The 12,723-nt window shown below is 41.4% G+C and carries 9 protein-coding genes; 4 read left to right on the top strand and 5 right to left on the bottom strand.

Annotated elements, in window-relative coordinates:
* Positions 1 to 61: 61 nt before the first annotated feature.
* The 4 genes from ACTQ9T_RS00205 to fadB all read right to left on the bottom strand — a co-directional run bounded on the left by ACTQ9T_RS00205 (position 62) and on the right by fadB (position 6,495).
* Positions 62 to 1,795, bottom strand: coding sequence for a rhomboid family intramembrane serine protease (locus ACTQ9T_RS00205; protein WP_440463721.1), 1,734 nt, complete (start codon positions 1,793 to 1,795; stop codon positions 62 to 64).
* Between the two features lie 17 nt (positions 1,796 to 1,812).
* Complete coding sequence (locus ACTQ9T_RS00200) at positions 1,813 to 2,712, bottom strand: hypothetical protein (RefSeq protein ID WP_440463720.1); 900 nt, start codon at positions 2,710 to 2,712, stop codon at positions 1,813 to 1,815.
* Positions 2,713 to 2,932: 220 nt separating this feature from the next.
* A complete protein-coding gene (gene fadA, locus ACTQ9T_RS00195; RefSeq protein ID WP_189586714.1) occupies positions 2,933 to 4,105 on the bottom strand; it encodes an acetyl-CoA C-acyltransferase FadA in 1,173 nt (390 codons plus the stop codon).
* Between the two features lie 230 nt (positions 4,106 to 4,335).
* Entirely contained in the window at positions 4,336 to 6,495 is a 2,160-nt protein-coding gene (gene fadB, locus ACTQ9T_RS00190) for a fatty acid oxidation complex subunit alpha FadB (RefSeq protein ID WP_440463719.1), read from the bottom strand.
* Positions 6,496 to 7,301: 806 nt separating this feature from the next.
* Here fadB and ACTQ9T_RS00185 point away from each other — a divergent pair.
* The 3 genes from ACTQ9T_RS00185 to ACTQ9T_RS00175 all read left to right on the top strand — a co-directional run bounded on the left by ACTQ9T_RS00185 (position 7,302) and on the right by ACTQ9T_RS00175 (position 10,514).
* A complete protein-coding gene (locus tag ACTQ9T_RS00185; RefSeq protein ID WP_440463718.1) occupies positions 7,302 to 8,399 on the top strand; it encodes a polyprenyl synthetase family protein in 1,098 nt (365 codons plus the stop codon).
* A 70-nt stretch (positions 8,400 to 8,469) separates the two neighbouring features.
* Positions 8,470 to 9,288 (top strand): DUF72 domain-containing protein, encoded by an 819-nt coding sequence (locus ACTQ9T_RS00180; RefSeq protein ID WP_440463717.1) that lies wholly within the window; start codon positions 8,470 to 8,472, stop codon positions 9,286 to 9,288.
* Positions 9,289 to 9,344: 56 nt separating this feature from the next.
* The gene (locus tag ACTQ9T_RS00175; RefSeq protein WP_440463716.1) at positions 9,345 to 10,514 is read left to right on the top strand and encodes a hypothetical protein; all 1,170 of its coding nucleotides are present in this window, start codon (positions 9,345 to 9,347) and stop codon (positions 10,512 to 10,514) included.
* A gap of 77 nt (positions 10,515 to 10,591) precedes the next feature.
* Here ACTQ9T_RS00175 and ACTQ9T_RS00170 read toward each other — a convergent pair whose 3' ends face one another.
* Positions 10,592 to 11,221, bottom strand: a complete 630-nt coding sequence (locus ACTQ9T_RS00170) for a superoxide dismutase (protein WP_201593112.1) — start codon at positions 11,219 to 11,221, stop codon at positions 10,592 to 10,594.
* A gap of 540 nt (positions 11,222 to 11,761) precedes the next feature.
* Between ACTQ9T_RS00170 and rdgB the strand changes: the two genes are divergently transcribed.
* On the top strand, positions 11,762 to 12,424 hold the full coding sequence (gene rdgB, locus ACTQ9T_RS00165; RefSeq protein WP_440463715.1) for an RdgB/HAM1 family non-canonical purine NTP pyrophosphatase: 663 nt from the start codon (positions 11,762 to 11,764) through the stop codon (positions 12,422 to 12,424).
* Positions 12,425 to 12,723 lie beyond the last annotated feature (299 nt).

Genomic DNA, 12,723 nt, shown 5'->3' with positions numbered 1-12,723 from the left:
TAATTTTTAATCACAACTTGTCACTCTTGACTCAAACTGTTACTTACCCAAAAGTGAGTAACTATATATTGTGGCGCCTAGCATTACGTAACAAAGCCTGTTTTTGAGTCATGACCATGACCACACCGAAAATCATACCAACACATAAGGTCAGAAGATAATACACCATATAGCTGAGCGTGTTTATGAAAGCAACAAACATACTGGATAAGAGGATGGTCAATATGACAGCCACAGTAGCACCATATATTTCTCTATATTTTTTGTTATAAATCTTATAAATAACTAATGTTATCGCAATACCAAACATGCCTAATATAGCGCCCCAAGCACCCGCCATGTCCATATCATAATAGAGAACCCCTAAAATATTAGCGAAAATACCACATATAAAAAAGGCAATCGTAAAACGTATAGGACCCAATACTTTTTCCAAAATATAACCTGTAGCAAACAGCATTCCCAGACTCATTACTAAATGCATAATTCCTGCATGTACAAAAAGTGCTGTGACCACCCGCCAATGCTTACCAGCTTGCAGCGCGTCCACCGTTAACCCACCTACACTATTTACCTGTCTAGATAAAGGGTCAATGATATCCATACCCATGAATACGGTCAGTATAAATGCACCTATACAGGTCAGCATCAATACTAACGTTGCAGGTCGTTTTTTATTACTTTTAAACAGAGCTACTAGGCTTTTTGATAGATCACTCACTGGTGCTCGTTTTTTTACGGGCTTTTGTTTTTTGATAGCTCTATGTTTTCGCGTGCCCTTTTTTTCTTGATTATCAAACTCTGCTGCGAGAACGAGCAACAAGCACAGCCCCATGCCGATAAAAAATGAACCAAACCCCCAGACGAAATCACGACCTAAACTGTCAGTAAGCAATCCTGTTTCAGGCATTAATACCAAGGGTGGCAAATTAGACTGCTTATTAGCTTTAGAAATCGTGTACAAATAGGCGCTTCTGTCATTTGATGACTTCAGCTTTCTAAAATAGCTGATATTAGAGAAATCTTCGGTGGCATACTTATGGCGTGATTCATTAATAAACGCTGAGTATTGTCTGTCTTTAATGTTTTGATCTGCGCGATTATCGTATTTCGTGTGGTAGCTAGAACCTAGCCAGATATTATCAGCAGCGGCAAACGGTGTAACAATGTAATAATCAATATGCAATGTCGATTCGAAGTATCGTCCATTGACTACTACTTGTGTCTCTATATAAGAAACTCTCTCTGATTTTACTGGCTCAACATTACCAACTTTGAAGTATTTTTGTTTTGGATAATGACGAATATCATTCAAGCTGTCTACTTCAATGACGTCATAAGCCGCTTTGGACAAATAGTTTTGGCTGATCAAAAGTGGTATCACTAATGCTAAAACCATCGTGATAAAAAAATAGCCTGAACTACTACGCTTAACCCACTTTAAGGTTAAAAGCTCGTACCTCGGCCACATCCAAATACTAACGACTGAAATAGATAAAAGGAGAGGAATACCAAAATCCCAGTAGCCCTCCTTTAAAGGCAGAATATTTAGATAAATATCAAGTACCCAACGCAAAGCACCAAAAAGCAGAATGGTCAGGATACTTAAACCCAAATAAGGCAAAAACACCTGCTTTAATTTTAGTTTAATCGATCCTTTGGGACGTTTGGCTTTCTGTTCTTTGCGCTTAGCAAGTTTACGTCTTTCCTGTTTACCTACTCTGCTTCTATTTCTGTTTTTATTTCTATTTTTATTCTTATATCTATATTGGCTTCGCTTATTGTTATCTCGCATACATCGTTACCACTGCTCTAGCTTACGTTAAACTGTTGAAACGCTTTTTTATCGAACTTTGCTTTTAATATTAATAGTAAGCAAATAAACATTCCAATGATAAAAAATCTAATCGTTTTTAGTAACTCCTTAGTAGCAGCTTCTCCGAGCGTACCCACCTTAGCAATGACTATGTAAGGTTCACTCTCGTATCCTTGAGGTGATGATTCAATAGCCTGTAAATAGCCGCTTTTAACATCTGAATTTTTTAAGTATTCAAAATAATCAGCCAAGGGTACTCCTGAGTTTTTATATACATGTTTTGACGTTTTAATAAATGCTTCAAATTGCTGTCGCTTTTTCTGTTCAGGCAGATTATTGTCAATAACAATACGAAAGTATTGTCCTAACCAAACATTATTAGCATCAGAAAATGGGGTAGCTAGATACAGATAAACTAGCAGCTCACTCTGATATTTACCAGTTACTTCGGTAGTAGTATGAGATACAACCTCTTGTTTTTCGACATTGAAATCAGCTACTCTAAAATACTTTTGTTTTAGGTACTGTCGAGCCTCATCAACGTTATTTATATCGATAACACTGTACGACACTTTTGATAGATAAACTTGACTCATAGATAGAGGTGGAAACAAAGCTAGCACCATCACCAAATAAAATATATTAGCGCTATCTTCTTTAAAAAAATTAAAACGTAACAGCCGAATCCGCGTACGCATACAAACAATCACAACTATAACACTAAGCAGTAGCGGAATAATCAGATCCCAAATACTATCCTTGAGTGGCCATATATCTAAGTAAATATCTAAAATCCAGCGTACGACATTATAGAGTAACGCTGCTAAAAGACTTAACCATAAAAAAGGTAGAAATATAAGTTTGAGTTTTATCTTAGTAGACTTCTTATCCAACATACATTGTCACCATCAACCAAACCATTCTCAACTGAACTACAGTCAATTAGTCTTCCTTTAATTAACATTATTTCACACACAAAACTATATTTGTTCTAAACACAAAAAAGCGCCTCCAACATTAAGTGAGAGGCGCTCATTTTACAAGACATTAGTGCAAATTTAATCGACAAATATCAGTTTTATTAATATTTACTACTATTTGGAAGTCAGACTAAAATTACACACGCTCAATGATAGTAGCAATACCTTGACCAAGACCGATACACATGGTGGCTAGACCGATTTCAGTATCTGATTGCTCCATCGCGTTTAGCAAGGTAACCGTGATACGAGCACCAGAACACCCTAGTGGATGACCTAGCGCAATCGCGCCACCGTTGATATTGACGATGTCTTGCTTGTCCGTCAAGTTCAAGGCTTTTAGTACTGACAAGCCTTGCGCTGCGAATGCTTCGTTTAGCTCAATGGTTTGCATATCATCGATGCTCATGCCAGCACGCTTAAGTGCTTTTTGCGTAGCAGGTACAGGACCGTAACCCATGATAGCGGCATCACAACCAGCCACAGCCATACTGCGAATACGAGCGCGCGGCTTAAGACCTAGCTCTTTGGCTTTTTGGGCGCTCATCACTAGCATTGCAGACGCACCGTCAGATAATGCAGATGAGGTAGCAGCCGTTACCGTACCACCTTTAGGATCAAAGGCTGGACGTAGATTTTGCATTTGCTCCATCGTAGCATCAGGGCGAATCACTTCATCAACGGTACATAGTTGCAAGCGACCAGCAGCATCATGACCTTCGATACCGATGATTTCATTGTCAAAACGACCTTCAGTGGTCGCAGCCCATGCACGGCGATGAGACTCAAGACCAAAGGCATCTTGCTCTTCACGGGTGATGCCATTCATACGGCCCAGCATCTCAGCGGTCAAGCCCATCATGTTTGAGGCTTTTGCATAATGCTTTGATGCTTCAGGGTTAAGATCAACGCCATGCATCATGCCGACGTGACCCATGTGCTCTACACCACCGATGATGAACACATCACCTTGGTTGGTCATGATTTGGGCAGCGGCAGTGTGTAGCGCCTGCATAGAAGAACCACATAGACGGTTAACAGTTTGACCACCTGCAGTCTTTGGAATACCAGCCAGCAGACCGATGTTACGACCGATGTTTAGACCTTGCTCTAGGGTCTGGTTGACACAACCCCAGATGATGTCTTCAACGTCGCGTGGATCGAAATCGTTACGTTCAACCAATGCACGTACCAATTCAGCAGACATGCTATCAGCGCGAACGTGACGGAACATGCCGTTTTTGGTTTTACCCATCGCTGAGCGTACGCCATCTACGATGACCACGTCTTTTGGACTTAAAATTGTCATACTATCTTCCTTTTCAATTTTTATTGTCAGTGTAGTCAGTTCAATTTAGTGCTATCAACTCGTCAATCTCGCCTAAAGTACAATAGGTACATTAGCGATTGAGTTCCTTGTGCTAGCTCTAAATTGAATCAACTATAATCGTACGTTCACTATTGGAGACGATTCATGTCTCAATTGCTCTTAGCCTAAATAGCAAACGTACGGCACTTCATCCTAGTAGTGACTGCCTATTACGCTGTGGCGTAAAAGGTCTCGCCTGCTGCTGCCATGTCGCGAATCTTTTGCGGCGCTTCATAGGCTTTGCCAAGATGGGCGTATTTTTCACACAATGCCAAGTAGTTATCTAGACCCATTTGGTCGACATAACGGCAAGGACCACCGCGGAATGGCGGGAAACCAACGCCCATAATCATCGCCATATCAGCTTCAGATGGCGTGCTAACGATATTGTCTTCTAGGCAGCGTACGGTTTCATTACAGAAAGCCAGCATAGTACGGTCGATAATCGCTTGATCATCAAACGTTTGCTTTTCACTATCTGTCGTGGTTTTGAGTAGCTCATAAGTGGCTTCGTCAGCAACTTTCTTTGGCTTGCCGCGCTTGTCCATTTCGTACTTATAGAAACCAACACCGTTTTTCTGACCTAAGCGTTTGTTTTCATATAAAAGCTCAATCGCGCCTTTATAATCAGGCTTCATACGGTCAGGGAAACCTTCTGCCATGACTTCTGCGCCATGTACACCCGTATCTAGACCAACAACGTCGATTAGGTAAGCAGGACCCATTGGCCAGCCGAATTTTTCCATGACTTTATCAACATGGACGAAATCAGCGCCTTGCTTAAGCAGCAAATCAAAGGCACCAAAGTATGGGAACAATACGCGGTTTACCAAGAAACCTGGGCAGTCATTCACGACGACAGGCACTTTGCCCATTTTTGTGGCCAAAGCAACGGTCGTTGAAATAGCTTCTTCAGAAGATTTTTCACCGCGAATAACTTCTACTAGCGGCATACGGTTTACTGGGTTAAAGAAGTGCATACCGACGAAGTTTTCTGGACGCTCAAGCGCTTCAGCTAAGAAAGTAATAGAAATCGTTGAAGTGTTTGACGCTAGGATACAATCCTCTTTTACTAGACCTTCTACTTCTTTAAGAACCGCACGTTTGACGTTTGGATTTTCTACGACCGCTTCGATAACGATGTCAGTCTCAGCAAAGTCACCATAGTTAAGCGTTGGACGGATACGGCTTAAGGTTTCGCCCATTTTTGCTGGGGTCATTTTGCCGCGATCGACCATTTTGCCAAGTAGCTTGCTGGCTTCGCCCATACCAAGGTCTAATTGCTCAGACTTGATGTCTTTCATAATGATTGGCAAGCCTTTGCTGGCTGCCTGATAAGCAATACCGCCGCCCATGATACCAGCGCCTAATACAGCCGCTTCATTGATTTCATGTGCTTGCTTGCTATGCTGCTTCGCTAATTTCTTAACCAATTGATCGTTTAAGAATAGACCAACCAAGCTTTCTGCTTGCGGGGTTTTCGCCGCTTTTGCAAAATAGGTCGCTTCAACGTCGATCGCTTTATCACGTGATAAATTCACATGCTTTTCGATTGCTTCGATCGCGAGCGCTGGTGCTGGATATTGCTTAGGATTTGCTTTGGCAAAGATCATACCTTTGGCACTGTTGAATGCCATGGCTTGCTCAAGCTGATTTAGCTTAACAGGTACCAATTTCTCTTCACGTTTTGCTTTCCAATCAAGCTCACCTGAGATACATTTTTTGACCAAGTCAATGGCTGCATCTTGCAAGTCGTCAGCAGGAACCGTCGCATCAACCAAGCCTAGCTTTAGTGCTGCCAATGCTTTTTTAGGAGCGCCAGTCGCGATAAGCTCAAGTGCATTATCGATACCAATAATACGCGTACTACGAACCGTACCACCAAAACCTGGGAAGATGCCCAATTGGGTTTCTGGTAGACCGATAATCGCTTTGTCACTCATGACACGGTATTCACAAACCAATGTCATCTCACAACCGCCGCCCATTGCCGCACCATTAATGGCAGCAACTTTTGGAAACGGCAAGTCTTCAAAACGATTGAAAGCGTCATTAACATGAACGACCCAATCTTTGATCTCGCTTTCTGATTTTTTGAAAGAACCGACGAATTCTGTGATGTCAGCACCAGCGATAAACACGCCTTTCGCCGAAGTTACGATAAGACCTTTTACGTCATCAGCTTTTTCTAAAGCGGTGACGGCTTCACCAAACTGCTTGTTGGTTTCGGCATCAAACTTGTTCACGCTCTCATTTTCGGCGTTGTACTGCATGTTGGCGATGCCATCCTCTAGCATTGTCACCGTGATGCGATTTCCTTGGTATACCATCTGAAACTCCTTTCTATATAACGAAAGCTACGTTTTGAATTAAAATAAATAGCCAGTTACTGTTAGTAAAATGGGTAATAGCACTGTGCGCCTGTTGTGTCATAAAAACCAACACAGAGTCTACGCACGAGTGAAGATGTCTTTATTATCTAGCGCTCATGATGATGCACTTATTTTGCGTTTCTTACATGACATCATATGACACTTCATTTATATAATTTCTTTCAAGGTGCTGCTGTTGCAAGTGTTGATGTTATAAATATTGACTGAGATATGGTGCGATATGAGGCATCGACGACCAAATAACCTGAGTAAAAACCTATTGCCATCGTCACCAGATCATTTTCACGTCAATTAGTGTAGGGGATTATGCCCCTCACTGTCACAAGCTAATGCCATACTCGCAAGTCACTCTTAAATCGCTTGCAGGCATTTACCTTACGCTAAAAGTTATTTAGTGAACAACTGTATACTTAGTTATCGAATTGAATCACTAACTTAGATAAACAATGAACCTAATCTTGAATGAGTACCATCTCAAAGATGGTAGACCGTTGGTGCTATCCGATTAATTGTACCTCGCTTAGCTTGCTCTTTTATCAGAACATATTCAACCAATGAGTGAAATCATCTATGCGTAACGAAATCTTGTTGTTATCTTTCGGCTTAAGTGAGCCTTGTCCCAAACAGACCGCAACAGAAAAATGCCAAAAACAATCGATTGATACTCTGTCTCACACAAGCAATATAATCGTTCATGCTACACTAACGATAATTTTATTACTCCTCTGATAAATGGTTGGATTATGACTGTTTCTTCTACGCCAAGCGTTATGCCTACTAGCTTTAAGTCTTTTAATCGCTCTGACAGCAGCACCGATAGCAATGCCAATAATAGCACCAAGCAATTCCATAGTGCTGTGCGCGCGCAATTAGCCAAAGATATCGATGTGTTGTTTGCTTATGCCCAGTTACCAAGCCCACTGTTGGATGCTTGCCGTTATGTGATGACGGGTCAAGGTAAATTGGTGCGTCCACTGCTGGTCGCCAGCGCCTTTGCCAACGTGAATGATCACAGTGATAAGAATGTTGATAATAAGTTTGATACAGATACGGCAGTCAGCGATGAATTAGCATCGTTATTAAAAAACGACTCAGATTATGATATGGCGCGCCGCGCGGCATTGGCGGTAGAGCTATTGCATACCTATTCGTTGGTGCATGATGATTTGCCCTGTATGGACGATGATGACCTGCGCCGCGGTCAGCCAACGGCTCATATCGTCTTTGAAGAATCGACCGCCCTACTCGCCGGTGACGTATTACAGACGCTAGCTTTTGAAGTATTGACCGCAGAGCTGCCTACCTTTGCGCCTTATGACTCAAATATCGCAAGTCAGCTAATCGCTATATTTGCGCCGCGTGCCAGACGTATGGTCTCCGGTCAAATGCTAGATCTCAATGCAGAAGCCAGTGATAGCATTTCACAAACCGATTTGGAAGCCATTCACCGTGATAAAACGGGTGCATTGATTGAAGCAGCCATGCTTATGGGTGGTATATGTGCTGGCGCGACGGCTCCGCAGCGTATGGCATTGCAAGAATGTGCGCAACACATTGGGCTGGCTTTTCAGGTGCAGGACGATATTTTAGATGTCACCACCAGCACCGATACGCTTGGCAAGCCTGCTGGCAGTGATGAAAAGTTAGACAAATCTACTTACGTGAAACTGATGGGTGTTGATCAGGCGACCAGCTATGCGCAATCGCTGTTTAATGATGGGCGTGCTGCCATCATTCGCGAAATGACTAATGGTGATTTGAGCAGTAGTACCGACAACATTGACACAGACAACAACGCACTATTGGCATTAATTGAATGGCTATGGTCGCGTAAGAAATAGTTTAGCAAATAGCCGCTGAATAAAAACAGCTCAGCAAATTTTATTACCCAAACGGCAGTGAGTGGTCAACATGGATAGTAGTCCTACCCCGCGTATTTACCTCGGCACTGGCGGCTATAGCGATACCGATCTACTCGGTACACTGTATCCAACGGGCACAAAGAAAACGGACTTTTTACGTGAGTATGCCAAGCAATATGGCGCAGTCGAAATTAATAGCACATTCTACGCGCCCATCGGACAAAAAGCCTTCGCGGGCATGATCAATAAAGCTTATGTACAAACGGACAGCCAGTTAAAATTTGCCGTCAAACTGCATCAAGACTTTACTCATGCACGCAAAGGCACTGCCGAGCACGCACAGGCATTTTTAAACGCTTTATCTCCACTTATCGAAGCAAATGCTTTAGCGCCTTTACTATTACAGTTTCCGCATGGCTTTGACCGTACTCGCGAGCATCGTCTCTATCTAGCCAATCTTGTCAGTTGGTTTCAAGATTATCCCTTAACCATTGAGTTTCGTCATAACGCTTGGCATACGCCGCAAGTGGTCGATAGCTTTCGGCAGCAAAGTCTGATTTGGTGCAGCGTGGATTACCCCAAAGTCAGCGGACTGCCACCGTCACGATTGATATTCACTGAACACACTGGCTATCTGCGTATGCATGGCAATAATCTAAACTGGTGGGATGCGATGAGCGCGGCTGATCGTCATGACTATCGTTATAGCGAAGCTGAGATGCAGGACTGGGCGCAAGCGATCGCCAATCAGCGTCAGCATTTTGATACGTTATATATATTCTTCCAAAACACCACCAAAGCGCATGCTTATTACAATATTGCAATGCTGCGTGAAGCGTTGGGTAAGTTTGGGTTTGAGGTGCTGTAAATAATAAGTCTTTCACTTAAAAAATAAAAATATTCCATAATATCTGAGGTATAGAAGTGAAATATTTTGCTAGTAAAGGACTTTTTATTAGAGAAGTCAGTAACAACACTTACGTTATAGAAGACGTACTTGGTAATAGCTCATCACATTTCACTTCTAGCGAAGAAGATTTAGATTCAACTACATCATCTTTGGCTAATATTAAAAGACTAATCAAAGCTAGTACGTTTACAGACTTTGAATCTCCAGACTTTTCAGATTTTGGCTGGAATAAGCTAGAAAGGTACTATATAACTCAAATTGACAATTCTTTATTAGACTCTCTACTGAACTCTGAAGAAAAGAATCGTTATCACAGAATATCAGTTACTTTTCCTATTGGCTACATTGACACTAGCTATACAGACGCATCAAAAGAAACATTAGAGTTTATGCATAACAACTTTCTAAAACAATGTAATACAGAAAACTCTATCGTTGTCGAAGAAGACTTAAATATATTCTTAGTCATTAATCAGGTTAGCAGAATATGTAATGATATTATGTCTCTTATGCAACGCTCTATAACCTACTATGTAGGGCTTTTAGACTCTCAGCGAAACTGCATTATTAAGTCTCACAAATTAATTCATCAATTTGGAGAGATTGATGAATTTAGCACAGCTGAAATTATTTATAGAGGAAGTGATTCATATTCTATTGCATCCGCTGTCACATCCCTTGTTATATCACTATGTTCTTCACTAGATCTATCCGCTAAGCTTATCCATTTCATAAACAATATTAACAGCTCAAAAATTGAATATAAAAAAGTGTGGGATAAACAATATCATGAAGTAAAGAAACTAAAACCAAATTTCATTTCAGGCCAAGTCTTAGACAATATAGTACAACTCCAAAATACTAGTAATCAAATCCCAGAATTAACTCAGTTTAGAAATGACCTCATTCACTCTTCCTCTGCAATAGAGCTTGAGAGAATATATGTTGGTTTTGAAACAGAGGAGATAAAAAAACTGCCATTATATTATTCAGCGCAGTATGCTAGAGATACTGTAGATTCAGGACAACCTGTAAGATTTTTAGGTAGGAATTACTTTACAAAAGAAAAGGTAGATATTGAAATTAAAGCTCTTGAGTGGATTCAAAGCGTGCTTGACTACCATGTGAAAGTTGGAGACCATACTAACTCATACCTGAAATCTTTGAAAAAGCACAGTGTATAAAAAACCATTAATCAAAACCAAAAAAAGGACGCCTCTCAGCGTCCTTTTTTATCAATCAAATACTTAGTGGTTAAAGATTACTCTTCAACGCCAGCATCTTGACCTTTATATTTTGCGTTTGCGTAGTCCCAGTTCACTAGCTTGTCTAGGAACGTGTCTACATAGTCAGGACGACGGTTGCGGTAATCAACATAGTAAGCATGTTCCCATACATCACAAGTCAATACAGCGACTTGGCCGTTCGCTAGTGGCGTACCAGCGTTAGGGGTTTTAGCGATTGACAATTTGCCACCGACTTTATCAGCGACTAGCCATGCCCAACCTGAACCGAACTGAGTCAAGGCTGCGTTTTTGAACTCTTCACGGAACTTGTCATAGCTACCGAAATCTTCTTCGATTTTAGCTTTTAGATCGCCAGTAGGTTCGCCGCCGCCATTCGTTGGCGTCATGCAGTTCCAGTAGAACGTGTGGTTCCATACTTGAGCTGCTTGGTTGAACATACCTTGCTTGCTGTCATCGTTAGCAGTCGCTAGGATGATTTCTGGCAACGTTTTGTCTTCTAGACCAGAACCTGGTAGCAAATCGTTAAGCTTAGTCACGTATGCATTATGATGCTTATCGTGATGATACTCTAGCGTCTCGGCACTGATATGTGGCTCTAGTGCGTCTTTTGCGTATGGTAGTTCTGGCAATGTAATGTTTGACATAGTTATTTTATCCTTGCTGTTTAGCCGTTAGTTTATAAAACTGATTATAGAAACTGAATTTTACGCTATTTTTACACCGCAAAAAACACTATAAAATAGCGGACTAAATTGGCTGAGTTTATTGTTTGAAACGAATATTATTGCTTGATACAGGGTACTGCTCAATACAATATCACGTATTATTATGAATCCAAAATGAACCTAGCGGTTACTGCTTGCTATTATTCTTTGCTTAAAAGCCAAGTGTTTGACTTCATAAGCATTTATTAATTAAATATTCAAAAGTTACAGGATATAACTCGCTGTAGCTTGGCAAGTATTATAGCAACAATGACCAAAAGTATCAGTTACCAAATGTTATAGACCGTACAATCAGTATAGCCATTAGCTATGTATCAGCAGATAGCCCAACCTATCTCAAAGAGATAAATAATAGGTCAAATATGACTATTGAACAGGCTTATAGCAATACTAAAAGAACGCCAAAAGGCAAAATTCAGAGTAGCCAAAATTTATATCGACACTTAACGGAAAGACACTATGAGCAACACGAGCACCATCGACACTCCCCTACACGCGACACAATCAGCACCAATTACCCAATGGGTGCTCGCCAGTAATAATAAAGGCAAGCTGGCTGAGTTCAAACGGTTATTCGCTGAGGAAAATCTAGAGGTGACCATCATCCCGCAAGGTCAGCTCGATATCGAAGATGCGATAGAAGACGGACTAAGCTTCGTCGAAAACGCCATTATAAAAGCCCGTCATGCTAGCCGTATCAGCGGACTGCCTGCTATCGCTGACGACTCAGGACTGTGTGTACCTGCACTCGGTAACGCACCGGGCATCTACTCTGCTCGCTATGCTGGTGAGCATGGTAACGATAGTAAAAATAACGCCAAGCTCATCGCTGACTTACAGCCTATTCGTACTGAGCACGCTAACGAGCCTATTAAAGGGTTATTTGTTTGCGTACTGGCAATGGTGCGTCATGCTGATGATCCATTGCCGATTATCGCTCAAGGATTATGGCATGGCGAGATTTCAGAGACAGCGCATGGTGATGGTGGCTTTGGTTATGACCCATTATTTTGGTTACCTGACTTACAAGCCAGTGCAGCCAGCTTAAGCGCTGCTGATAAAAACAGTATCAGTCATCGCGGTCAGGCCATTCAGCAGCTATTGGCGCAGCTGCCTTTATAAGTGTCCTTAATAAGTGCGCTTATAAAGGTGAGCAACATAAGGAAACATGACACCAAACAGATAATTTTTACTTTAATAATCAGATAGATTATACTGTTCTACTTTTAAAAATTTTGTCGAAAACCGTTATATGTCTGTATAATTCACCAAAAAGCGTTATTATGCGGTGCATTAACGGTTTATTATTGATATTTGATAGCATTTACAACCTCAGCAGTTTTATATTTTGTGCTGGCAGCGATTGCTACTGATACTGATATGGACGTTGCGGGCTATCATTGTCCCCTATTTATTCCAAC

This window comes from Psychrobacter sp. ASPA161_6, assembly GCF_051970285.1.
Classification (GTDB): domain Bacteria; phylum Pseudomonadota; class Gammaproteobacteria; order Pseudomonadales; family Moraxellaceae; genus Psychrobacter; species Psychrobacter glaciei.
The sequence above is the reverse complement of the archived record's forward strand: the minus strand, read 5'-3'. Positions and strand labels throughout refer to the sequence as shown.